Here is a 25,492-nt window from a genome sequence, read left to right as displayed (position 1 = left end):
TTTTATGGTTTCACAACTCCATTTAATGTCGTCCCTACAGGTAAAGCAATTATACTGTTGCCATTAAGTTCATTTGAAACATTCTTTTTAAATAGTTCCTCAACCTTTTCAACCGTGTTTGAATGGAACTGCGTTTGAGGCCCTGGTAAAGAACGCCATTCACCTCTTAATTTTAGTATCATAGCGCTAACATCACCCGACATAACTTCCTTGCCTGCATTTCGCTCTTCCTTATTAAAAATTTTATTTAAAACCCATTTATCTTGGTTTTCGGGTGAAAAGCTTTTACTCGTTTTACCCCATGACGCTTTCATGATTTGATAAGCTCCTGCCGCTGAAACTTTCCCGTTGTCGGGATTTGCACCTGGGTGATGAGCATAAGCTTCTGGATCATCGTTGTAAGAATCATTTGTAAAAACCATAGGCTTCCCCTTTTTAAATCCATTCCAAGAATTATAAGCTAAAGGTGCTTCATTATGATTTTCATTCTGCCTTAATGTACTCATAAACGCCCTTGTGTTAAGTTCAGCATTATTCATACCTACATATTTGCTATTGGCATTCAATTGATCGAGACTATTATTTCCACTATGTGCGGCGGTCATCATATTCCTTGCTTGCGCTATGGTCACATTATTACTGATTAACATTACTCTTGTGTCATTAGCAAGACCCCTTCCAATTAATGTTCCATTACCAACATAATAATATTCCAATCCATCACGGTCAATGCCTGAAATAGGGCTATTGCTTGCAAATTGGTAGGGAGTTAATTCCGGATATTTTTTCGTTATGGGGTCTACACTTAAAAATCTTAAAAGTCTATCGTCGGTTAAAATGCGTTTTTGAAATATGGAATCCTTGGCGTTCAAAAGTTTAACTTCGTGTTTTTCAAAATCAATTTCGAGAAATTTTATTTCACTATTCGTATCTGTATTTTTAACCCGATAGACATCTTCTTTTGAATCGGTAAATATTGCTTTTGGTTTGTATCCGAAAATAGCATAAGGATTATCCTGGCTAAAGCAATATGAAAAACAAAAATTAAATATTATAAATAGTGAAATTTTTTTCATGACCACATTTTAATTTAATTACTTTTAATTAAACCCCGTTTTTTCTTTTCATTCTCCATTCCTTGTAGAAACGCCTTGTAGGATTCAGGTGTTTCAGATTTATAACCCAATCCATCAACTTTGGCTTGCGTTTCTTTGTATGATGCAACGTTGGCAGCAATATAATCTTTGTTAGGTGAAGGCTTTTTATTCTCACTTTCGACTAACTCCCTGCAACAATCCAGTTTAAGGCAGTACAGTGGAATACAAGTTGGAAAATTACGTATAGCGGTGTTAACAATATCCAATACAAATTTGTCTGTACCATATTGAAAATTATATGTTTCAGCTAAATCAAACATCGTAAATGCTATACATTCTTTTTCCGATAACGGTGCCATATATGCCCCCGATTTTATTGCCTCAATTGGAATATCCATTGATTTAATAATCCATTGATCACGTGTAATACTACCACTCGTTAGTTCCAAATTAGTCCATTGCCCATTTTCATCGATATGTTTAATATAAACATGATTTGGTCCTAACGCCAAAGATGCCTTTGCACCTATTTGCTCACATAAGATTTTGTAAAGAAAAGGTAACGAGTGACAATTTCCGGTGTGCGTTTTTATTAATTTGGTAATGAACTGTTTTGTCCAATCTTTATCACCCATAAAGTCGTCGAAGTCATATCTGTAGGGTTTGAAGTTATTTACGGATGAACTATCTGTCATGTAAGCAAATGCAGCCCAATTACCTGCTGTTTTATACTTTTCAATCCCTTTTAGCTTAATCATAAGCTTAAGCTTTGTACCGATATTTGAAATATCCGTACAATACGCTTGATAATTCAATTTACCCTTGTAATAGGAATTTTCTGTCAGAAAGACAGCTCTTTTAAAATCGATTGGCTTTTCGCCTTGAATCATTGCTAATTGCTCTCTATAAGCATCAATAAAATATTGCTTACCATCTTGCGAATAAGCACTTAGGCTAAAAAGCGTAATAAGAGGGATGAGTAATTTGCATATTTTCATATAAATAGGTGTAAGTTTTAGGAGTTTAAATTTATATAAAAATATTTACAAATAATACATGCATCATTTATAAAATTATTCTATTTCAAGCGATTGGATGGAAATCTTTTGCTATTAAACTTATTTCTTATCTTTTAATAAATCAAGTTTCTCCTTCTCGCTGGCTAACAAACGTTCGTATAGCTTTTTATTTTCCTCTACCATTTCCAATAATTTATCCAATGGATTAAAAGTGCAATGATAAAAAGGGCCATGATTGCTACCATGAAAAGTATTATTAAAATAATTGACCACAGCGTCTTCGGAAAAATTATCAATAGCTTCTTTAGAAACACCTAAAATTTTAGCAACCTTTTCTAAAACATCATCTTCAATGGTTTCGCTTTGCTCCATGCGCGAAACAGTTTGTTGACTCACGCCTAATTCAGCAGCAAGCACTTCTTGTTTAATACCGCGTAGTTCACGGATACGACCGATTTTCCTACCTATATGATTATTTGATGGTTTAGCAGATGTTTCCATGACCAAATATACAAAGATTTTATAACGGTAAAGATAACACCCTTATGAGTAAAATACGCTTTGTTTGGGTTCGGCACACAACTTAGACCACTGAATTTTGATTAAATCTTTAATTAAAATTCAGAAAATATGAATGTTATTAATTTTTCAGGTGGAAGACTGATATTGAATATTTCCGGAATGGATACTGACGGCCTGACCGTCTCCAATATTAGCATGGGTTCAGAAAACCTTACTGAATCTTTATACAAACGGCTGCTACAGGCAGAACGTGAGAAAGGACAAACGCTTAAAGAAGCCATAGATAAAAAATTCCCATTAGAGGAAATTGTCTCCGACTACTACATGTCGGAAGAACAATCTAAAGAGATGTCTGCGTTAATTGAGTTACTCGCTCAAAAATTTGATCTAACGCATGTTTTTTGCTTTGCCCATAAAGGGACAATAACTAACAACTTCAGCAAGTTCGGAGAGTTTTCCTCTTACATTGACCTGCATTTCTTTTTTCTATTTATTACCAAAGGCAGCGAACGAGTAGAACACGAAATACAAGATTACATCAACTCACATTATAAGAGCTTTAAGGTAACAGCTATATCGCACAGCCTTGAAAATGTTCGTCTGGCCGTGGCGCAAGGCAGCAGATTCTTCATTGCAGCATGTTTAGGCGGTTTGGAAATGTACCATGATAAGCTTAACCACCTTGACGTAGTGTTTCCAACGCTAAACCCAGCTAATACACTTCAGAAAGCGGAAAAACGTTTTCATGACCACATAAAAATGTCAACCGGATTTTTATATAGCGCGGTTAATTGTATTCGTATTGAGGAATACCCTGAAAACGGTGTTTTTTTGCTTCATCAGGCGGTTGAACAAGCCTGTATCGCACTTATTAAAGTTCACATGGGTTACCGGATCGATTTGCATAACCTAACCCGTCTTTTAAACCTCTGTAAATGTTTCTCTGATAAACCCGCAGAACTATTTTTAGCGGAAGATGAAGAATCCGTCAGGTTATTTAAAATACTTCGCGAAAGCTACGGAGACACTCGTTATGCGGAGAACTTCAGAGTTGACAAGAATATTGCTATTAAAATATTGGAACGGGTTGATGCCTTTGTGAATTTAGCCGAAAACCTTTGTCTTGATTGGATTAATGCCTTACGCACAAAAGTTGGCGAGGCTGCAATCGGAAATGTTTATACCGTAAATGAGGAAAAGGATTAACAATGGCTGCCAAAAAAATAAAAAAGGAGGCTGTTATTATTTGGTGTGACCCCAAAAAGTTGGACAGTTTACAAAATTAAGTTTTTTGTACGAGAGCTCGGTATTCCACCGGGCTCTTTCCATTTAACCTGTTTTTTATTCTTTCATTGTTATAGTAATGAATGTATTCTTTTAACGAAGTTATAAATTCTTCCGCAGTTTCAAAGCTCTGTTTGTACAGTAATTCTGTCTTTAAGATCCCAAAGAAGCTTTCGGCCAAGGCATTATCCAAGCAGTTTCCCTTTCTGGACATGCTTTGAATAATTCCATGTTTTTCCAAAGCCTTTCTATATCCATAATGTTGATATTGCCACCCTTGGTCAGAGTGAAAAATAAGTCCCCTTATATCTTTCACTTTATCAAAAGCCTCATATAACATTTCATCTATCATCTGCATATTTGGAGATTTTGAAATACTATAAGAAATGACTTCCCCGTTGAACATGTCAATTATAGGAGATAAATAGATCTTCTCCCCTTTAATGTTCATCTGAGTGACATCCGTAGCCCATTTCTGATTAGGCAGATTTGCCTCAAAATCCCTTTCAAGTACATTAGGGGCAATTTTACCAACCTCACCTTTGTATGAGCGATAACTTACTTTCCTGATATTGCATTTTAGGCCTAATGTTCCCATCAATTTTTGGACAGTCTTGTGATTTATGCTATAACCCCGGTTCTTCATTTCGGCGGTGACCCGCCGATAACCATATCTGCCTTTATGCAAGTGGTATATACTTGCGATCTCTTCTTTTTCATGCTTGTATTTATCATCATTTAGGCGCTTGCGATGATAATAAAATACAGAACGAGCCATCTGTTTGCAATCCAATAGAATTGAAACATCATGTTCGGGCCTTAGTTCTTCGATGGCTTTTGCCCACTCATGCGTTCGCGGGCTTCTTTTTCCTTGACTAAGGCCGTGACTTTTTTTAATAGTGCGTTCTCCGCCCGCAAACGGCTATTTTCCGCCTGGAGCTTCTCTACTTCTGTTTCAGGTTCAAGCTTCTTTGATCTTCCCATGCATTTAGGTGGTCGTCCAGGATTCTTTTGCTGGTATAGTACTGCATATCCCTCAACCCGTACTGATCTTACCCAGCGCTCTAAAGCAGTCTTGCTTAATCTATATTCCAGAACAACCTGATTTAAAGGTACTTTTTTTTCTATGACAAGCCTTACAACTTCTTCTTTGAAATCAGGCGTGGGCTTGACGTTAGGTTGTTTGAGCAGCCCACTTTCGCCATAAAGATCATATTTCCGAACCCATTCCAATATCATGCCTTCACGGATATGGCGTTCGCGGGATATCCGTAGAATCGGCTTTCCCTTTCTTACTTGAGAAACTACATCAAGTTTCTCTTCAAATGTGTGCTTTGACATAAATAATAAACCCCAAAAGTTTTTGTCTAACTTTTGGGGTTCACTTCAAATTGAGACGGCCATCTTAATCAACTAACTAACTAACTAACTATAACTGTCTTGTAAGAATTGACCTTGACGAAAAAACTAACTCCCATCGTTAACAATTAAATAAATTATTGTATAAGATGCATTATTATTTTCGATAAAAGATAAATTGACGAACACAGACACTTTTATTCACAAAACTAATTCAAAAGTAATCACCTGTAGGTGTCAATTAACGTTGGAATTTATCCTAACATAGCAACCATTTGACCATATTTAATGATACTAACTGCCTTTAATATTCAGAAGCTTGACCCCATGAGGTGGCACTTGAAACAACACAGTGCCGACATTTTTTTTAACGTCCTTTTGAATCCATAAATCCCGTATAATATTTACCGGGTGTTTTCTACGCGTTAAACGTAAGGTATATCGGCAATATTTATCATTCAGGTTAAAAACGCCTATGGCAAGTCCGCCATCCGAAAGCTTTTTTTCCCATACTTGTACACCGCCAATATTAACAGTTCGGATTGCCTGCTTTCCAAGAGTGTCCTGATCTAATACTATTACCTCCTTGTTTTTCAGCAAATTCAAGGTAAAGGCATCGAGTTTACTCAAATCGCACCCGATTAGCAATGGAGCCGATAGCAGGCTCCATAAACTGATGTGCGCATATTGTTCATAGGGCGTAAGGTTAGAAGAATGAAGGTTTTCGCCCCAGCCTACCTGCCCCACAATCAGCATATCCGGATCATTCCACCCCCCGGGCTAGCATAAGGCGATTTGTCGGCCTGGCTAAAACCAATATCACGCAAACTTTCCCAGGTATCAGTGATATCTTCAGTCGTTCGCCATAGGTTGCCATCCATAGTTCTTCCCCATTTCCACACGTCGTGAATTCCATATTGGCAAATGCTGTAAACCATATCCCGGTGTTGCTGTTTCAGCGCATCGCGCATAACCATATACGGTTTTTGCTGCGCAAAAAGAGTGGTATCGCCAGCTGTATTGTCCGAGTAACTGCAAAGATCATATTTCAAATAATCTACACCCCAGGCAGCATAAGTATCGGCGTCTACTCTTTCATGCCCTAGGGATCCTAAAAAGCCGCCGCAGGTTTTAGCTCCGGGAGATGAGTATATACCAAATTTTAAACCAGCCCCGTGCAGCAGGTCGCCGAGACCTTTCATGTCAGCAAATTTTGAATTTGGTAATAGCTTCCCTGAGGGTGAACGTTCCGGCGCTTGCCACCCATCGTCCACATTAACATAATTCCAGCCATAATCTGCCAGTCCGTTAAGGATCATTTCCTTAGCAGAACTTTTTACTTTTTCTTCACTTACATTTAGGCCCCAGCAATTCCAACTGTTCCAACCCATAGGCGGCGTAAGTGCTAACCTAGTGCCTAACATTATTGTAAGATCTTTCTTATCGCTTCCCTTAGTATTTTTTGCACGCAAAATCACCTTATAGTTTCCGGCCTTATAAATAGTGCCGGTTAAAATCCCGCTCCGTGGATCAAAAGACAAACCGGCCGGAATATTGTCAACGGCATAAATCATTGGTTTTAGACCGCTTGCCGGGATTTTATAAATTATTGGCGAACCGGGATGCGCTCCTATGATTTGCGGACCATTTACGATAGGTTTAAGCGGCTCAACAGGGGTAAGCAGGTATGGTGCTACTTCGGTAAATGACTTTGTCTTACCAGAGGACGATTCTCTAAAATCATAAATTACCCTTATTTCCTCCCGGTGGGGAAGAGACAATATCAAATTTTTACTTTCAAATGGATTGAGCTTTATCTTTATTGCTTGAATGTTTATAATTTTTCGGTACAATTCGTCAACCACCTGATAATGAAGGTCGCCTGAAATTACAGTATTAAACCTGTTGATAAGGGACAGGGTTCTTTTTGCTTTCTTGCCCGGTAAAAATTGAATTGCAGATATGTTAAATTCAATCCCGTCAAACTTTTCGAGCATATCAATAAACGGGCTACCCATAAAAATGCCACCTGATCCACCGCCGTCATAAACCTTTACCGCGATAACGTTTTCACCATCCCATTTTATCAGCGGATTACTTGACGCGATACAATAATTTCTTACAGCCGGCCATTTACTGATATACCCCCCTTTATCATTCGGGAACCCACCTGTTTTTCCGATTAAAGTGCCATTAAAATAGGTTTCATCGACATCGTTAACGTGCGCCAGAAAAAGGCGGATACTATCCTTCCAGACCGCATTGGTTTTTAAAGCAACGGGAATATTTACATGGATGCGATACCATGCAAATCCATGGTAGTCGGGAAAGCCTTGACTTTGCCATACTTCCCCCACTTAGACATCTCGCCACTTCTGGTCGGCAAAGTCATTGCTTTTCCATTCTGGATCGTCACCAGTAGAAAACTTGGCGTTATTTAAGCTTATATACTTCCCATTCTGAGCGTTGACCCTTACAAAAAAGCACAGTAGTATAATAGCGAAAGCATTTTTTTTCATTATATTATTTATTGTTTCTTATACTATTTTAAGATCGGAGCGCTGTTTTATCGCTTGCACTGATAAGATAGTAAACCGGTATACCAGCCACGGTAATGATTAACCCAGGCCAGGTATACGCAGGCTTATACTTAATGAGGAGCAGGCAAAATGCAAGGCCCAAAACCATCTAAACAACAGGCAAAACCGGGTAACCAAATGCTTTATATGGACGGTCGGCATCAGGCATTTTCTTTCGCAGTATAAATATACCGGCTATGGTAAGTACGTAAAACATGACTACAACAAATGAAATCATATCCAGCAAATCTCCATACTTGCCACTGAGACTCCATAAACAGGCAATAATGCATTGTAGCCACAAACCAAACGCCGGTACGGCATTTGCATTAAGCGTTCCTACACGTTTAAAAAACAAACGGTCTTTGGCCAAAGAGTAATATACACGCGCGCCAGACATGATAAGTCCATTATTGCACCCAAAGGTTGATACCATGATCAGCAACGCGATAATAACTGTTCCGGAACTGCCAAAAATTTTTTGTGAGGCCAGTACCCCAACCCTGTCTTTATCAGCAGTAGCTATTTCATGAAGTGACAGCACACTTAAATACATTAAATTTGTCAGGATATAAATAACAGTTACGATGATTGTTCCCAGCGCAAGACTAAGCCCAACGTTCCTTTTAGGATTTTTTATTTCGCCCGCAATAAAAGTGACACTATTCCAGGAATCGCTGCTGAATACAGAACCCACCATAGCCGATGCAATAGCGCCAAGAGCAGCAAGGGTAGTGTAAGATATGATAGACCCATTGGCCTTTAAATTACCTATTCTCCAAGGCATTTGCCAATTGCTATCCCAAAGTGATGCTTTTGCAGCAAACAGTCCGAAGACGATTAAGCCCTTGAGGCTTAAGAGTTTAGCTACTGTAAAAACAGTTTGTACAATTTTTCCGCTTTTTACGCCTTGCGTATTGATAAAAGTTAACAAAACGATCACAACTATAGATAACAATTGAGCAGGCGATAGGGCCAAGCCTGCAAATTTAACTACAATGAAATCTTCACTAAACTTCGGAACCAGATATGCAGCGAATTTTGCAAAGACAACTCCTACAGCCGCAATAGTTGCCGTTTGTATAACGATGAAAAAGCTCCATCCATATAAAAAAACCAACTAACGGTCCATATGCTTCTTTCAAGTAAACGTACTGCCCGCCCGCTTTTGGAAACATGGCGCTTAATTCACCATAGCTTAAAGCGGCCGTAAGTGTCATAAATCCAGTTAAAAGCCATACTAATAGTAAACCTCCGGCACTCCCAACATTTCTGGTTATATCAGCGCTGACAATGAAAATTCCGGAACCTATCATACTACCGGCAACAAGCATTGTTGCGTCGATAAGCCTTAGGGAAGGTTTAAACGTTTTATAATTATCCATCAGAGAGGGTATAGGAGTTAAGAAATATTTTAGTTATTTATTTTGCCAAGTCGTAAAATCGCCAACTGGTTATAAAATTCTTTGACAAATCCTGATTGGTTAATGTTGCCCTTACTATTTCTACCGGAATCAAGTTTTCTTTGATAACAGCATCATGAAATTGCTTATAGCTCATCGTACCTTTATCAACAAGTTCTACCTTTAATGCAATAAGCTGAAGGCCACCGACGAGATACGCAACCTGGTATAACGGGCTGTATCCGCCTTCAAATGATCGTCTGACTTCGCCAACTGCATTAGCTTTTTCATGGCCAACCCGGTCAATTAAAAAAGTAATACATTGTTGTGGCGTCCAGTTACCGAGGTGGTAGTTTAATGAAAATAGGATCCTGGCGCAGCGGTGCATCCTCCAGAACAGCATTCCAACACGCTCTTCAGGAGTTTTTGCAAATCCCTTATCGTACAATAACAATTCCCAATACAACGACCAGCCTTCGCCGGCAAATGGGGTTGCAAAATCCTGCCTGTATGTTTTATACCTGTTGTTTATAAAATATTGTAATTGTGACCCGGAATAAGTTCATGCTGAACTGTCGCCCTCGAAAAGTAAGGGTTATTTCCTCGCATACTCATCAGTTTATCCGAGGCTTCCATCGTATTGGCCGGATAAGAAACACTTATTTCCTTCCCCCCTGTAAAAAAGGGGTTAATTAATTGTCGTTCTGGTGACATCATCACCATTCCCCAGGATTGTTCCGCAAGCGATGGAATGGTGATTAAATCTCGTTGTTTAATAAAATTCAAGGCATCGTTATACAGCTTTATAATTAGTTCTGGCTGATGGCCGACGGGGACATAACTGTTTTTTACTTTTTCCAGGGCTTTTTTCCAGTCATCACCAAAACCCATTTCGCGCGATGCTTTCAACATTTCAGCATCGCACCATGCGAATTCCTTAGTAGCAAGTTGTATTAACTCTTCAGGCGTATAGGGAATCATCTCTGCCTGGAGTTGTCTAATCAATTCAGTCCTTCCTATAGGTACTCCCTTTATCCCGCTGCTATCTGGTCTTTGAGCGGAGACTAATCTGCCTTTCGTTAATGCATAATTGCTGTAATTGGTCAGCGATCTATTCAGCGCCTGATAGGGTTGCGGCACCCACCAGGTAAATTCCGGGTCATAGGTATTATAAAAACAAAAAAAATCCTTTAATCTTCCAATTAACCCGGTTAGCGCTTTTTGCGCAAGCTGTGCTAGCGGAAGATCGATAGAAATTATTTTTGAATATGCAGCAGAATCTATTTTAAGCGCCTTCTGTATTAAGACCATTTCCTCCGCTACCTGTTTGCCATCAAGAAAATCGCCACGGCGACGCTTACTTTCAAGACTGTAAATTTTATCAGAGAATTTAAGATACTTAGCTATTTTCAGATAATCGCCGTCCTCCTTTTCGAGATCATATAAATCGTATTTGATTTTCTTCTTCAGTAAAATATAATCGACCTTCCCATAAATACTTAAGGATGCAAAATCAAATTCTTCCAACTGCCTTAGATAGTTATAGCATGACCCGATTAACTTTTCCCTTTGTTCGGGAGAATTAAGTACGTCTAATTTAGTTTGATCTTCGCTGTGTTCATTTATAATAAAGGGGGAATAGAAACCTTTGATAGCTTTCATGTCCTGGCTATATTGAACCACCTTCCCGGTTAATTCGCTGGCCTGTTCAAACATGAGTCTCGATGGTGTATTGCTTTGCGCTTTGCAAATTGTAGGTATCAGAAGCAACGAGATAATTATTAAATAAGTTAATTTTTTTTTATAATACGTTGAATGAATCACTTAATGATGTTTTTATGTAAAAATTAGCTTGACGAAATCAACTGGCTGTACGATTTAGTATGACAATGTTATTATGATAATTATCCAGATAAACCTTTGGGGTTACGCCAATAACCAGTTTAAATACCCTGTTAAAATTTGTTATGCTTTTGAACCCACATTTATAGGCAATCGAATTTATATTTTCAAACCGGTGTGTGATTAGGTTTTTACACGCCTCGTTGATCCTTACTTCATTTAAAAAAGACACAAAAGTATGCCCGGTATGCTTCTTGAAATACCTGCAAAAGGATTCAGGAGTCATAAATGCAACCTTCGCAACATCCTGTAATGTTAATTCATCTCCATAATGCATCATGATGTAATTATAAATACCCCCTATACGAATCCCCTCATGGTCTGTGATAGCCGGCAGATTACCATATGTCGATAATGGATCGAGTTTAGTTTTTATATTGGTGATTGTTCCTATAAGATTAAAAAACGCGACCAACTGTTAAACACCTGTTTTATGCTGTAAATTGATCATGGAATCCGATACCTTTTCCTTGATATAATTAGGGAATTTAAAACCCTGTGTATGTTGCTGTATAAAGGATGCAGATTTTTTCATTTCCGGTAGACAAAAGATACTTGGCAAAGTTACATCAGCACTGAAAAAAATTGTGAGCGACTCTACTCCTTTACCTGAATCAGCAACAAAATATTCGGGGTTACTCTTAAAAACATGGGGCATGTTGGCACCGATAAGAAACATATCACCGGATACATATTCATGCATATTATTTCCCGCTATCAAAGTACCTTCACCTTTTTTAATCCAAGTTAATTGAATTTCTTTATGCCGGTGCAGGTAAGGATAATGGTACGACTGACAGACAGTTTCGACAATAACACTTTTGTCATAAGGGACAGGGATAGTAAATTGTAATACTTTCATAAAAGTTTATCATTGATTGTTTAATTTACACTTATTAATAAACCCAAAGCAAATTTTAATTCATAGGAGATAAATTAAGGGGGTAATGGGTTAAAATATGATTATGTTTTTATGTTTCCGTGGAAGTAATTAATGAACTTCCCTTTTAAATGTAATTATCACACTTATAAAAATTACGCTTAATAGAAGGCAACCTCGGAAATTACACTGACAGCAAGAATTTGCTCTTATACATTCCAAGTTTAAATTCGGTTTACCCGAAATATAATTCTGTTAACTTACACGAGCATCAAGAAAGTCTTCGCTAAACGCACTGATCAATCTGTTCATTAGTCACCGGTAATAATCAATAAATTTTAATGTTAGAAACTATAGATGATTTGTGGATTGCAGTTGCTCAAATTTCGGTTTTAAAGAATCAACCGAAATAGACTTTATGACAGTAAAGAGTAATAGATAATACAATAATTTAAGGCTTAGCGAGAACTAACGTTTCTATTTAAAATCCAGAAATAATTTGCTGCACCAGTAACCCGGTCGCCTGGCCTAATTCCAGGCTCATCATTCCGTGGTCCAGTAGGTATAACCAGGTTACCGAACATATCAATAAGGCTGATGTAATGCAGTCATCAGCAAATTGAAGGCCGAACCCAAACGAGATTTCTTTTTAGTCAGGCCTCCCTATTTTAGCGCCGAGATATTTTGGTATCGATTCTACAATACCCTTAACTTAATTCAGATTAATATGAATGTCGATTTATACAGCTCCTTGGTAATTGCGTACCGCAAGCAACCTTTAATCGGGGTAATGGTAACTGAGGCTACGGCCAACAAGGTAGGAATTTCCATAGCTTGAGCTGGCTGCTTTACATTAAACAAATAACATTTACCCTACAATCAATGACAGCAAATATTTTAATTTCGATACTACGCTGGTAACTATGTTCCAAAAGCAATAAGGACTAATAAGTAAAGTAAATACGACGACAAACCGATAAATCAAAAACATTAGACCGACCAGTGTTTGGTAGTCAAAAAAAGCGATACTATAATCGTATTTTCTTATGAGGGTGTGAAGTGTATCTGTCGATGTCAATTTGAAAGTCGTAAACACCGTATCTCCCTTGCGCGACACTACTGTTTTTGTTTTGTTAACAACAGGCTTTCTCTTTATAACTTTTGTACTATAAGGCGTAATAATTGTTTCAGTACTATCCGTAAGGATGTGACGAATTCGAATAGTAGAAGCTGACGTGTTGGAGATATTTTTTGAAAATGAATTTCCTTCCTTCTGCGTTTTACACCCCATTGCGAATATAAAAACCGTCAATATAACTGTTAATTTACAAATCTTGTTCATGATTTTTTCATTATTGATTAAATATAAAATGTTTTCATCTATTGTAACAACCATATTCAATTATCTGCCAAAGGCAAACATGAGCCAAACTTTCGTATGGCAGTTTTAAGCGAGGTCTTTTCTGTCTTTTCCTTCTGTTTCAACGTCAAATTCCATCAGACATCTAACATTACATTCTATTATAGAATCATGCGTGTTTTTATTCCGATGAATAATATTCCAATCAAGTATAAAGCAATAAGGTAATTTGTTTCCGTTAGATACTTTTGGGGTGTTGCCTATCATCCAATCAAATTTGGTTTCCGGTGATACAACGATTGACTCATTAAGTCGGTAGTCTACAAGTTCCGTGGAGATGTGTTTAATAATCATAAAGTAACTTATGTTTAACGTGAGTTCGGGATAAGAGGAAGTGTTTTAGGGTAATAATTAATTATTAACTATTTGAATATCAATGGGTAAGTATATTTTGTTATATTTAAGTGACTAATTTAAAGAACAACAATCTATGCTTACTCCTGATAAAATTATCGAAATTTTCGTTAAGGTTGATGACTTCTGCAAAGAATATGAAGTCGAAATAGTTAAACACCAATTAGATGCAGGCCCTTATAAGGTTAGGAACAGGAAAGCATCCCTCGCCGACAGCGAGATCATTACCATCCTGGTCGCTTTTCATAGCGGATATTTCACTAACCTTAAGCATTTTTACCTCGAACATATCTGCCGCCATTACCGGGGGTATTTTCCCGGGCTGGTTTCTTACAACCGCTTTGTTGAATTGCAGTCAAGGGTAGCTGTACCCATGATGCTGTTTCTGAAAACTTGTTGCATGGGGCGCTCAAGGGGTATTAACTTTGTTGATTCGACCCACATTAAAGTCTGCCATAACAGGCGCATCCATAACCACAAGGTCTTTGCCTCGGTAGCAGAAAGGGGCCAATGCTCCATAGGATGGTTCTATGGCTTCAAATTACACCTGATTATCAATGACAAAGGCGAAATACTGTCATTTTACCTCACCAAGGGCAACGTAGACGACCGGGATATAAAAGTAATGACATCGATGACACAGGATATCTTCGGTAAATTGTTTGGCGATAAGGGGTACATATCAAAGGCTTTAGCAGAGCTGCTTTGGGGCAACGGCATTCAAATGATTACCAAGCCACGCAAAAACATGAAGGAATTCAATATCTCTCAGGCCGATAAGATTATGCTCCGGAAAAGGGCTATAATCGAGTGTGTAAATGATGAACTGAAGAACATCTGCAAACTCCAGCACACACGCCATCGATCCGTCAACAACTTTTTAATGAATACAATGGGAGTGTTGTGCGCCTACCACTTCTTCTCTAAAAAACCATCCCTTAATATTATCTTTGATGAGAGCGACAATCAACTTTTATTGGCCGCTTAACCCGAACTCACGTTATGTTTAGTATTTTGATTATTCATTAATTAGCTGTGACCAACTTTGATGTTGACCACTCATCGTTATAAGCTTGATTTATCGAGATTCGATTTTGATTTGTGGATCGATAATAAACTGAACCATACCGAGAAATATAAGTAAATTTATTTGGTAATTTAGGTGAGACAGACCAATGAAAGTCACTAATCACGCCGTTATAATAGGTTACAGAATTTCCCGTAACTACAGAATATGTTGTAGTTGTCAATTGAGCCCGTGGCCTCGCTAACAGACGAAATAAATTTCACAATAGGAAGATCCTCAACTTGAGGCTCGCTGCTGATTGTTACGGTTGCTGAACATTGAATTGAAATGATGTTTGGGGTAAGCAGACACTGAAATTTGTGAAAGATTGTCGTTAACTCGCAACGAACCACGCTTCACGATTAGCAAATTTGATTTTTTTTGTCCCTAAATCTGTCGTGATAGTTACTGTTCTGTTGGCTATATTGAAATACAGTTTTCACTTGATTACTTTTTCGCTTTTTGATTAACTATCAATAGTTTGGTTTTGTCAGCAGATTTTTTGCATCCAGAGAGATAAAAAGCTGCACCAACAAGTAAGAATAGAATGTATTTATTCATGTTAAATGCGATAGGATTTTAATCAAAAACAATATTTTAATAAATATTTAGTTTTCACAATATCATCCTTTTAAGTTTTTTACGAGGTCAGATGCTTTTCTTAACTATGTTGAAATAAAAGCCGGGTTGTTTGCTCTGGACCAATCATGTAAAGGCTAAATCTTGAGGTCCGGCTAAAAGCTTTAATTATTTACTTACAGTTGATGTGATTCTTAAGCCTCAACTTCGGTTAGTTTACCCCAGCTGCCAACAGGCAATTCAGGGCGAACGGCCAGTGCATCATTGATGATTTTTAACACTTTGGTACGTTCTTCGCCAATTAAGTGCAAACGTGGTGCGCGTACATTTTCGGTACCTATGCCGGTTGCAACTTCGGCCAGTTTAATGTACTGAACCAGTTTTGGATGAATATCAAGCTCTAATACCGGTAAAAACCAACGATATATAGTTAAAGCTTCGGCAATTCTGCCTGCTTTTACCAAACGGTAAATAGCAACGGTTTCTTTAGGGAAGGCATCAACCAAACCTGCAACCCAGCCATCGGCGCCCATGACAATGCTTTCCATAGCCAGCGGGTCAACACCGGTAAATATAGCATAGCGGTTGCCAAAACGGTTAAACATTTTGGTAATGTTTGATACATTGCGGGTTGATTCTTTTACCGCCTGGATGTTTTTATAAACCGATAGTTTTTCAAACATATCCAGGGTAACTTCAATTTTATAATCAACAGGATTATTGTAAATCATAATAGGCAGTTGGGTACTTTCGGCAACCGCGCCTATATACGCAAGGGTTTCGCGCTCTTCACTGTTATAGCGCATTGGCGGTAATAACATTAAACCATCGGCACCAGTATCAAACGCTCTTTTGGCACAAGCTACGGCTGCTTTAGTGGTTTGCTCGGCAATGTTCAGTATTACAGGCACTTTGCCGTCAACATAATCAATAGTATGTTTTAACAACGAAAACTTTTCATCATCGCTCAGCACGCTGGCTTCGCCTAATGAACCGCCTAAAATCAAACCATCAACGCCAGCTTCCAGCTGCGCGGCAAGGTTTACATCAAAAGCATCAAAATCCAATTCGTCGTTATCGGTAAACTTGGTGGTTACCGCAGGGAATACGCCTTTCCAGTCAAAAGTTATCATTTCGTATTGTTTTCACCAAAGTTATACTGATACTGCGCCCATTGTTTGATGAAATTACCGAACTATGGTTACATATTACCAAAATGTTTACATAACTTAAAATGCATTTCAAAAAAGACTCATGAAATATCAATCTAAAAATTAATTACTATAGCGACTGCTGTAGTTAAATTTAAACAGGATAATATCCTGCTATCTATAGCAAAGTATTTAAAATATAGGATCATAATGTTGGAGTAACTTGGTTGCTTATTATGAAGATGCGTATAAAGTAAACTGTTACTATAATGAAAAAGTGGCTAAAATTAAATATTTTTATTCTTTCTGGCTGTATTACAGCCAGTTCCGTACTTGCTCAATCGTATGTGCCGGAATGGAAAGACAAGAGAATTGTAACGATGTCTCGAACCGAGATCAAAGCCTACACTTTTAATTTAAAAGATGTAAAATTACTTAACAGCCCCTTTAAACAGGCTATGGAGGTTGATGCCGCCTACCTGCTATCAATTGAACCTGACAGGCTTTTATCGGGCTTTCGTGCCCACTCTGGTTTAAAGCCTAAAGGCAAAATGTATGAAGGATGGGAATCATCCGGTTTGGCCGGTCATACCCTTGGCCACTACTTATCGGCAATATCGATGCACTACGCAGCAACCCGCGACCCCGAATTTTTAAAGCGGGTTAACTATATCGTTAAAGAATTAGGAGAATGCCAGGTGGCGCGTAAAACCGGTTATGTAGGCGCTATACCGAAAGAAGATACGGTTTGGGCCGAAGTAGCGAAGGGCGATATCCGTTCGCGTGGGTTCGATTTAAATGGGGGCTGGTCGCCGTGGTACACTGTGCACAAAGTAATGGCAGGATTACTGGATGCATTTTTATATTGTAACAGCACACAGGCGCTTCATGTATGCAAGGGTATGGCCGACTGGACCGGCGAAACCCTTAAAAACCTTGACGACGAGAAACTGCAAAAAATGCTTTTGTGCGAATACGGCGGCATGGCAGAAACCCTTGTTAACTTATACGCGATAAATGGAAATAAAAAATATCTCGACCTATCATACAAGTTTTATGACAAGCGCATATTAGATCCATTGGCCAACCAACAAGATATATTACCAGGCAAACACTCTAACACCCAAATACCTAAAATAATTGCCAGCGCCAGGCGTTATGAACTTAACGGCGATAAAAAAGACAAGGCCATAGCCGAGTTTTTTTGGGAAACCATTGTAAACAACCATTCTTATGCCACCGGCGGCAATAGCAATTATGAGTATTTAAGCGAACCCAACAAGCTAAACGATAAGCTTACGGAAAACACTACTGAAACCTGTAATACTTATAACATGCTTAAACTCACGCGGCATTTGTTTGCGCTTGAGCCATCTGCTAAGTTAATGGACTATTACGAAAAAGCCTTATATAACCACATCCTGGCATCGCAAAACCATGAAACAGGTATGATGTGCTACTTTGTGCCATTAAGAATGGGCGGCAAAAAGGAATATAGCAGTCCCTTTGATACTTTTACCTGCTGCGTTGGCTCGGGGATGGAAAACCATGTTAAATACAACGAAAGCATTTACTTTAGGGGTGCCGATGGCAGCTTGTATGTGAATTTATTTATTCCATCAGTATTAAACTGGAAAGAAAAAGGGTTGTCTATAACACAAGAAAGCAACTTACCCCAAAGCGATAAAACAACGCTAACGGTGACAACCTTAAAACCTGTTGCCATGGCCATCCGGGTGCGTAAACCTAAATGGGCCGACAATACAACTGTAGGAGTAAACGGGAAAAAACAACAGGTGACTGCAGATGCACAAGGATACCTGGTTATAAACCGAAAATGGAAGAACAACGATAAAATTGAATTTATCATGCCCGAGAATATTCACACCGAAGCCATGCCCGATAATGCCAACAGGCGCGCAGTATTCTATGGCCCTGTTTTACTGGCCGGCATTTTAGGTAATGCCGAACCCGATCCGCTTAAAGGTGTGCCCGTAATTGTCACCAGCGAAACCGACCCTAATAAGTGGCTGAAAATGGTGGATAAAAAGCAATTGAGTTTTGATGCTACAGGTATTGCTAAACCAACCGATGTTAAGCTAATTCCTTTTAACCAAACCAAAAATGAATACTACTCGGTTTATTGGGACGTATTCACGCCACAATCATGGGCTGTACAACAAAAAACTTATGATGAGCAACGCAAAAAGCTACAGGAACTGGAGGCCCGTACCACAGATATTTTACGCATAGGCGAAATGCAGCCCGAACGCGACCATAATTTTACCGGCGAAAACGCTATCACCGGCGAGGATCACCAGAAAAAATGGCGGTCAACCGAAAATGGCGGATATTTACAGTACGAGATGAAGGTTGATGCCAACAGCCAAAACACCCTCATTAATACCTACTGGGGCATGGATAACCGGGGCCGCACATTTGATATCATGATAGATGGGATCAAGCTATCAACCGAAGATTTGAACCAATACAAGGAAAGCCGTTTTTATGATATCAGCTACGTTGTCCCTATCGAGCTAACCAAAGGCAAACAAAAAGTAACCGTGAAACTATTACCAAAAAAAGACAACAGCGCCGGCCCGGTTTATGGTTGCCGGGTGGTTAAAAATTAAACATTCAAGAAACTATATGATGATAAAAAAAAGAAAAGCAGCTGGTTTGCTATTATCTATGATAGGAATAAGCAGCATGGTGTTTGGGCAACAAAAAGATTACCCTATACAGCCCGTGGCATTCACCAGTGTACATGTAAATGATAAATTTTGGGAACCCAAGATGGAGGTTAATGCCAATGTAACCATACCCTATGTACTTGCACAGTGCAAAAAAAATGGTCGCATGGATAACTTTTTACGGGCAGGCAAACAGCTGGATGGCGATAAGCTAAGCGAGTTTCCGTTTGACGATACGGATGTTTATAAAGCTATTGAAGGTGCCTCCTACTCTATGCAAAACAAAAAGAACCCTAAGCTGGATAGATATATTGACACCCTTATAGGCATTATTGGCGCCGCCCAGGAGCCGGATGGCTACCTGTATACTTTTCGTACTGTGCACGCTAAAAAACCCCACGAGTGGATTGGCGACAAGCGCTGGGTGAACGAGGAGATATTGAGCCATGAATTGTATGATTGTGGTCACCTGTATGAAGCTGCCGTTGCCCATTACCAGGCTACCGGCAAGCGTACGTTTCTAAACATCGCCATAAAGAACGCCGACCTGCTGGTAAAAACCTTTGGCCCGGGCAAAATTGAGGAATATCCTGGGCATCAAATTGTGGAAATAGGCCTTTCAAAAATGTACCGCGTTACCGGTAAAAAGGAATACCTTGACCTGGCCAAATTCTTTTTAGATGTACGTGGACCTAAAGGCGATGCTTATAACCAAGCCAATAAAAAAGTGGTTGACCAGCACGAAGCCGAAGGCCACGCTGTACGTGCAGCCTATATGTACACAGGTATGGCCGATATTGCCGCGCTAACCGGCGATACCAAATATTTAAACGCCATTGACGATATCTGGGGCGATGTAGTTAATAAAAAACTATACATCACCGGGGGCATAGGTGCAACCGGGGCCGGCGAAGCTTTTGGCGATGCCTACCAGCTGCCTAACATGTCGGCGTATGCAGAAACCTGTGCGGCTATTGGCAACGTATACTGGAACAACCGTATGTTTTTACTGCACGGCGATGCCAAATATATCGATGTATTGGAGCGGACGCTTTATAATGGACTGTTATCGGGCGTATCTTTAAGCGGAGATCGTTTCTTTTACCCTAACCCACTGGCATCTATGTTTCAGCACCAGCGCAGCGCCTGGATCAGCTGCGCCTGCTGTATCAGTAACATGACGCGCTTTTTACCATCCTTGCCAGGCTATGTTTATGCCAAAAACAAAAACGACCTGTATGTAAACCTTTTTATGAGTAACTCCAGTAATATCAAACTGGCATCGGGAAATGTAAATATTGTTCAGCAAACAGATTATCCGTGGAAGGGGCAGGTTGACATGACCATTAACCCTGTAAAAACAACCGACTTTACTTTAAGGGTACGCATACCGGGCTGGGCCAAACAACAACCCGTACCGGGTAATCTGTACAGCTTTATGGATAAAACGCCGCTGCCGGTAGTGATATACATAAACGGTAAGGCAACCTCATTTGTAACCGAAAAAGGTTATGCTGTTTTAAAACGCAACTGGAAAAAAGGCGATAAGGTTTCGCTGGCTTTACCTTTAGAAACTGAAAAGGTTTTGGCTAATGACAAAGTAAAGGACGACAGGGGTCGTTTTGCATTTGAACGCGGGCCTATAGTGTATTGCCTTGAAGGACCAGATAACCGTGACAGCCTTGTTCAGAATATTTTAATTGATAAAAATGCGCTCACTGAGGCCAATTATAAGGCAGACCTGTTAAACGGCGTAGATGTGATAAGTACAGATGGTAAAAGCACCAAAAGGCAGTTAAACAGCGATAAGCTGATAGAAACTGATCAAAAGGTAAAAGCTATCCCTTACTACGCCTGGGCAAACCGCGGCCCAAGCGAGATGACCGTTTGGGTACCTTACGAAGCATCGGCAGCAAGCCCTAAACCAGCGCCTACCATTGCCAGTACAAGTACGGTAACATCATCATTAAGAAATTCGCGCATGTATGGTGCCATTAAAGACCAATACGAACCCGGTAGTTCTGGCGATACCAACTACCCATACCTGCATTGGTGGCCGGCACATAATACCAACGAGTTTGTTCAGTATAACTTTAATGCCGAACATACGGTAAGCGAATCGAAAGTGTATTGGTACGATGATGGACCCTGGGGCGGCTGCCGCGTACCTGTATCATACAAAATACTTTATTTAAAAGACGGCCAATGGATACCAGTAAAAAACACCTCGCCTTACACAGTAAGCAAGGATACTTTTAACACGGTAACCTTTGAGCCGGTAAATACTACAGCTTTGAAAATGGAGATTCAACTGCCTGTTGATAACTCTACTGGCATACACGAATGGGCTGTTAAATAATACCCTCAACTAACCTGGCCTCTTGTATTGATATCCCGTTAAAATCTTTTAGATTTTAACGGGATATTTTTTTAAACTTAAAAATTCAATGGTTACCGGGCATTGGGCCAATGATTTTAGCCTTTATAACTCCTAATTAGCAACCTATTAAAACTAATCTTATGAAAATTAAGTATTTGGTAATTCTCATTGCCATAACGTCAATTGGAGCATTATTGGCATTCAAACGTTCTTCAATTGAACGCGAGTCACTACAAATATCCAATCACGAATGAAAAAGAAATAAGTACGCCCGCCAAAACCATCTATTATCCTGCCAATGTCTGGATGGTTGCCGACAATAATGATTACAGTAACAAAAATAGTGAATTCAGCAATTTTCATAAATCGGAATCAAATGATGTGGCCATGTTTTGGGGCAAAGAGTATGGAAATGATGCCACAATTAATCAGGACGCTTCCCAGAGGTTCAATCCCAACACTTCGATAACAGGATTAGAAAGATTTTATACCTGTTATCGTGACACCCTAAAATTTGTACAAAAAGGACAATCGTTGACTGATCAATATAAAATGTTAACGTACGTATTTTACAGCACTACCGACGGCACTGCCTATGGTGGTGGAGTCGATAATAAAATTGGCGTCTTGTGGCCCCCCGCAGTACGGATTAACGCTACTCGTTACGGAGCTTTGGCACATGAACTCGGCCATTCATTTTAATATATGGTTCATGCGGATGGTGCCTGGGGATTTACCTCCACGCCGGCAGGAAGCAATAGTCAAACTATTTTTGAAATGACATCCCAGTACATGTTGTTCCAAGTATATTTGGGATGGATGACCTTCGAAAACTATCACATGGTAAGTTTTATGCATCAAACCCACCTCTCCTTTTTGCACGAGGACAATCAATATCATTCTCCATATGTTTTAGAGTACTGGTCTAATAAACGTGGCAGGGACTTTGTAGGAAAAATATGGCGAAATGCGACCCAGGGAGAGGATGCGGTGATGACCTATAAGAGATTAACCGGATTAAGCCAATCGCAGTTTAATGACGAGATGTTTGATGCTGACCGAAAATTTATAACCTGGGATTTGGCCCGTATTGCGCGAGCCGCAAAACCTTATGCAAATCAACATCTTGCAACTTTAAACAACGCTGGAAATGGCTGGTACAAAATAGCAGAAAGCAACTGTCCGCAAAACTACGGTTATAATGGAATTAAATTAAAAGTTCCAGCTTCGGGAACCACTGTAACACTCCAGTTTCAGGGAATTGCAGGCGCTACAGGTTAAAGGACGGTACCCGCGTTTACGGAAGCGTAAATTCCAGTTCAACCGGGACCACCAGCTTTGTGGTTCCTGCCAATACAACCTACCTGTGGCTTATTGTAACCGGTGCTCCAACGCAACATTGGAAGCATTTAAATGACGGCAACGCTTCAAATGATGAAGAATGGCCATATCAAGTTAAATTAACTGGAACCTCACTTGATGATGCTGTGATCAAATGATTTCAGGTTAGCAAAAAAATATTAGCTGCGTGCATCGTTATTTAACCGGCCTTTATCCGCTTTAAAATAACGGAGTTTTTTTCACAGCCAATCGGCAGCTTAACATTTACTGATCCATCAGCCGCACCTTTACTCTTAAACAATAACTTACCATTTAGGATAAGTTTATAACCACCTTTTATTCCTTCAAACAAAACATCAACATTATGTGGTTCCGGAATCCGAGAGGTTATGGAAAAGGCTATATTTTTTCCATATCTGTCAATTACAACAGGAACGCTTTCTAAAAAACCGTCTGAAGATAGTTCTATGTCTATTTTCTGTCCGAAAGCACGGTAATAAAACCTGCTGCCCAAGCCATCTCATGGTATCACTTTAAGCTTGTTTCCATCCCGCTTTAAATTTCCACCGTAAGCCACAAGGCCAAAAATATCGTCATTAGTGATCACCGTAGCAGCCATCCTTGTAGCTCCGCCATATCCTATATCTGCTTCTCCATCATAAAACCATGGCCCCCTGCCCTGGTTTTTGTTTATCCAGTTTCTTGTATATTGCTGCGGCTCAAATGCCCAACCCGAGGCGCCGTCATTTTCCTTGCTTGGGTACCAAAAACCATAATTACTATTTTTATTTCCGGTATTCATCAGCGCAAACGAAGACAGGTAGGATGCATAACCCAAGCGTATAAAATCGCTGGGATGCCTGGCGAAGTTTAAACCATAATCCAATATCCCCCAGCCTCCCATTGGCGCCATATAAGTTAGCGTGAAGGAATCACTTTTACCCCTAAAATCGCTGCCCAGGTAATAATACGCAGTTTCAAGCCATCCTCTTGAAGCCATGTTGGCTGCAATTTCCCTGTCCATAAACTTCCGGCCATCTCCAGCGCTGATATGAGCATGAGAATACCACTTTTGAGGTTCTTATCATACCACAAATTACTATCGGCTTTAAGCTTATTGGGTACGGCATAACGGGCTATGGCATGTGTTGATTCATAAGCCGTGGCATCAACAGCATACTCGGATCGAAACGGATAGGGATCATCATACAAAAAGTACTTTACTTTTTTCTCCCACTCGCCTTTTAACCAATCAGCATCGTCATTAAAACCTTCTTTTCGCAAAGTCGCCATTAAATCTATCAACACAACTTCGTTATAGCAGCCCCACTTATAGGTTTCATACCAGGGTAAAATTTCGTAAGGATAAGTAAAATATGCTTTGGCTGTTTCTTTGGCCCGTTTTAAATACGCCGTGGCATCCAAATAATGAACCATGCCAGGATACCTTTTTGCCAGTTGATACATGTTATAATAAAGCATGATAATATGCGGGTAATCATATGACCTCCAAACATGATCTTTGTCCAGGTTAGTTTTTGAGATCTTCTTGCGTAATATAGAGTCCCTGTCTACATGCCAGTCTGGAGTTGCATAAACGCCGTAAGGATGCGGACTTTCGGTATCCGTTTTTTGTAGCTTACCCCAAACAAAATTTTTAATGTAATATTCTACAGCATCTATTTCTTTTTGATTTGGATAAAACACATTTTTAGCGGTCAGAAAAGGTGCTTTACCCAGCGTCGGATCATCTGATGCCAATACGTAAGCTAACGACCCCGTAAAGCTGTCCCCGTTATCCGGTCCGCGGAGAACCTGATTTTTCATATCCCAAACAGAAAATAAGCCATTATACCATTTTGATGAATCAAGATGCTGCTGGTGGCTTACCAAAAAGCCGGCCGCTTTTTATATAAAGTTTCCAACGGTTCGGTAACAAAGAACTCCAGGTAGGTATGATAATTTGCACCATGAGTTATGGATATCCTGTTTTCACCCAGGTGTGAAAAACGGATATCATAAAAATTTTAACGAGCGTGATGGCTAACCCGCTTTATAATAGTCGTACCTGGAAATTCTGCTTCAACCTTTTTTATTTCCCTTTTAGTGCTTAGCAATAATTCAACCGTTAAATCGGTTGGTATAGTCATGCCAGGCAAAACCTGTATGTCTACCATTCCTTCCTGAATTAGGATATCCCTTATCCCCTGATAATTGGCCGCCCACCTGAATTTAAATCCATAGTTAACCGTAGCACCCGGCAAAATAGCTGCCGAACTAATTGGTTGCCGCCAGGTACCTCCTGGTTTTGTGGATGATGTATACCTGGCGTGGATATAAGTTTTAAAATCACCATCACTGTTAGTGTCAAAATATTCCAGTTGGTTCCAGGCAAAGGTATCATAACAAGGTAAGTACCTTTTCCCGTCGGCCTTTCCCAAAAAAGGAAAGAGTTATTTCCAG

Annotated in this window: 21 protein-coding genes and 2 pseudogenes; 6 read left to right on the top strand and 17 right to left on the bottom strand. The window is 39.6% G+C overall.

Annotated features, from left to right (window positions below):
* Window positions 1–2: 2 nt before the first annotated feature.
* The 3 genes from MUCPA_RS12325 to MUCPA_RS12315 all read right to left on the bottom strand — a co-directional run bounded on the left by MUCPA_RS12325 (window position 3) and on the right by MUCPA_RS12315 (window position 2,617).
* Window positions 3–1,076 carry a hypothetical protein gene (locus MUCPA_RS12325; protein WP_008506716.1) on the bottom strand — a complete coding sequence of 358 codons (1,074 nt, stop codon included), beginning with the start codon at window positions 1,074–1,076 and terminating at the stop codon, window positions 3–5.
* 14 nt (window positions 1,077–1,090) lie between these two features.
* Window positions 1,091–2,095, bottom strand: a complete 1,005-nt coding sequence (locus MUCPA_RS12320; RefSeq protein WP_008506713.1) for a hypothetical protein — start codon at window positions 2,093–2,095, stop codon at window positions 1,091–1,093.
* Between the two features lie 120 nt (window positions 2,096–2,215).
* Window positions 2,216–2,617: a helix-turn-helix domain-containing protein gene (locus MUCPA_RS12315; protein WP_008506711.1), complete on the bottom strand. Its 402-nt coding sequence runs from the start codon at window positions 2,615–2,617 to the stop codon at window positions 2,216–2,218.
* 129 nt (window positions 2,618–2,746) lie between these two features.
* Here MUCPA_RS12315 and MUCPA_RS12310 point away from each other — a divergent pair, with 129 nt between their 5' ends.
* Window positions 2,747–3,844, top strand: a complete 1,098-nt coding sequence (locus MUCPA_RS12310; protein ID WP_008506709.1) for a HEPN domain-containing protein — start codon at window positions 2,747–2,749, stop codon at window positions 3,842–3,844.
* Window positions 3,845–3,920: 76 nt separating this feature from the next.
* Here MUCPA_RS12310 and MUCPA_RS12305 read toward each other — a convergent pair whose 3' ends face one another.
* The 9 genes and pseudogenes from MUCPA_RS12305 to MUCPA_RS38860 form a co-directional block, all read right to left on the bottom strand.
* Window positions 3,921–4,820, bottom strand: a complete 900-nt coding sequence (locus MUCPA_RS12305) for an IS3 family transposase (protein ID WP_157544057.1) — start codon at window positions 4,818–4,820, stop codon at window positions 3,921–3,923.
* Window positions 4,742–5,263, bottom strand: coding sequence for a helix-turn-helix domain-containing protein (locus MUCPA_RS12300; protein WP_008503751.1), 522 nt, complete (start codon window positions 5,261–5,263; stop codon window positions 4,742–4,744). Before MUCPA_RS12300 ends, MUCPA_RS12305 begins: the two co-directional genes overlap by 79 nt.
* 312 nt (window positions 5,264–5,575) lie before the next feature.
* On the bottom strand, window positions 5,576–6,037 hold the full coding sequence (locus MUCPA_RS36995; RefSeq protein ID WP_050982096.1) for a hypothetical protein: 462 nt from the start codon (window positions 6,035–6,037) through the stop codon (window positions 5,576–5,578).
* Window positions 6,031–7,638: a putative Ig domain-containing protein gene (locus MUCPA_RS36990; RefSeq protein WP_050982095.1), complete on the bottom strand. Its 1,608-nt coding sequence runs from the start codon at window positions 7,636–7,638 to the stop codon at window positions 6,031–6,033. The genes MUCPA_RS36995 and MUCPA_RS36990 overlap by 7 nt, the downstream gene beginning before the upstream one ends.
* 190 nt (window positions 7,639–7,828) lie before the next feature.
* Window positions 7,829–9,245 (bottom strand): annotated as a pseudogene (locus MUCPA_RS12290) (APC family permease).
* Between the two features lie 37 nt (window positions 9,246–9,282).
* Window positions 9,283–9,729 carry a DUF885 family protein gene (locus MUCPA_RS39545; RefSeq protein ID WP_394330559.1) on the bottom strand — a complete coding sequence of 149 codons (447 nt, stop codon included), beginning with the start codon at window positions 9,727–9,729 and terminating at the stop codon, window positions 9,283–9,285.
* A 62-nt stretch (window positions 9,730–9,791) separates the two neighbouring features.
* Window positions 9,792–10,979 carry a DUF885 family protein gene (locus tag MUCPA_RS39540; RefSeq protein ID WP_394330558.1) on the bottom strand — a complete coding sequence of 396 codons (1,188 nt, stop codon included), beginning with the start codon at window positions 10,977–10,979 and terminating at the stop codon, window positions 9,792–9,794.
* A 145-nt stretch (window positions 10,980–11,124) separates the two neighbouring features.
* Window positions 11,125–11,442, bottom strand: a complete 318-nt coding sequence (locus MUCPA_RS38865; protein WP_262493006.1) for a helix-turn-helix transcriptional regulator — start codon at window positions 11,440–11,442, stop codon at window positions 11,125–11,127.
* Window positions 11,443–11,583: 141 nt separating this feature from the next.
* Window positions 11,584–12,027, bottom strand: a complete 444-nt coding sequence (locus MUCPA_RS38860) for an AraC family ligand binding domain-containing protein (protein WP_233276866.1) — start codon at window positions 12,025–12,027, stop codon at window positions 11,584–11,586.
* A 1,868-nt stretch (window positions 12,028–13,895) separates the two neighbouring features.
* Here MUCPA_RS38860 and MUCPA_RS12265 point away from each other — a divergent pair.
* Entirely contained in the window at window positions 13,896–14,807 is a 912-nt protein-coding gene (locus tag MUCPA_RS12265; protein ID WP_008506705.1) for an IS982 family transposase, read from the top strand.
* A gap of 851 nt (window positions 14,808–15,658) precedes the next feature.
* Here the strand turns inward: MUCPA_RS12265 and MUCPA_RS12260 are convergent.
* Complete coding sequence (locus MUCPA_RS12260; RefSeq protein ID WP_008506704.1) at window positions 15,659–16,597, bottom strand: dihydrodipicolinate synthase family protein; 939 nt, start codon at window positions 16,595–16,597, stop codon at window positions 15,659–15,661.
* A gap of 287 nt (window positions 16,598–16,884) precedes the next feature.
* On the opposite strand from MUCPA_RS12260, the gene MUCPA_RS12255 reads away from it, so the two are divergent.
* The 4 genes and pseudogenes from MUCPA_RS12255 to MUCPA_RS39535 all read left to right on the top strand — a co-directional run bounded on the left by MUCPA_RS12255 (window position 16,885) and on the right by MUCPA_RS39535 (window position 23,187).
* Window positions 16,885–19,248: a glycoside hydrolase family 127 protein gene (locus tag MUCPA_RS12255; protein ID WP_008506703.1), complete on the top strand. Its 2,364-nt coding sequence runs from the start codon at window positions 16,885–16,887 to the stop codon at window positions 19,246–19,248.
* Window positions 19,249–19,264: 16 nt separating this feature from the next.
* Window positions 19,265–21,667, top strand: coding sequence for a glycoside hydrolase family 127 protein (locus MUCPA_RS12250; protein ID WP_008506702.1), 2,403 nt, complete (start codon window positions 19,265–19,267; stop codon window positions 21,665–21,667).
* 327 nt (window positions 21,668–21,994) lie between these two features.
* Window positions 21,995–22,969: pseudogene (locus MUCPA_RS38855) on the top strand (DUF6055 domain-containing protein).
* Window positions 22,900–23,187, top strand: a complete 288-nt coding sequence (locus MUCPA_RS39535) for a DUF6055 domain-containing protein (RefSeq protein WP_394330570.1) — start codon at window positions 22,900–22,902, stop codon at window positions 23,185–23,187. The pseudogene MUCPA_RS38855 and the gene MUCPA_RS39535 overlap by 70 nt, the downstream one beginning before the upstream one ends.
* Before the next feature lie 41 nt (window positions 23,188–23,228).
* Here the strand turns inward: MUCPA_RS39535 and MUCPA_RS36070 are convergent, their stop codons facing one another.
* The 4 genes from MUCPA_RS36070 to MUCPA_RS36055 form a co-directional block, all read right to left on the bottom strand.
* Window positions 23,229–23,543, bottom strand: a complete 315-nt coding sequence (locus MUCPA_RS36070) for a hypothetical protein (protein WP_050982094.1) — start codon at window positions 23,541–23,543, stop codon at window positions 23,229–23,231.
* 6 nt (window positions 23,544–23,549) lie between these two features.
* A complete protein-coding gene (locus MUCPA_RS36065) occupies window positions 23,550–23,942 on the bottom strand; it encodes a hypothetical protein (RefSeq protein ID WP_050982093.1) in 393 nt (130 codons plus the stop codon).
* A 5-nt stretch (window positions 23,943–23,947) separates the two neighbouring features.
* The gene (locus tag MUCPA_RS36060) at window positions 23,948–24,856 is read right to left on the bottom strand and encodes a DUF5695 domain-containing protein (RefSeq protein WP_050982092.1); all 909 of its coding nucleotides are present in this window, start codon (window positions 24,854–24,856) and stop codon (window positions 23,948–23,950) included.
* Between the two features lie 200 nt (window positions 24,857–25,056).
* Window positions 25,057–25,470, bottom strand: a complete 414-nt coding sequence (locus tag MUCPA_RS36055) for a DUF5695 domain-containing protein (protein ID WP_050982091.1) — start codon at window positions 25,468–25,470, stop codon at window positions 25,057–25,059.
* Between the last annotated feature and the right edge of the window lie 22 nt (window positions 25,471–25,492).

Source organism: Mucilaginibacter paludis DSM 18603 (assembly GCF_000166195.2).
Classification (GTDB): domain Bacteria; phylum Bacteroidota; class Bacteroidia; order Sphingobacteriales; family Sphingobacteriaceae; genus Mucilaginibacter; species Mucilaginibacter paludis.
The sequence above is the reverse complement of the archived record's forward strand: the minus strand, read 5'-3'. Positions and strand labels throughout refer to the sequence as shown.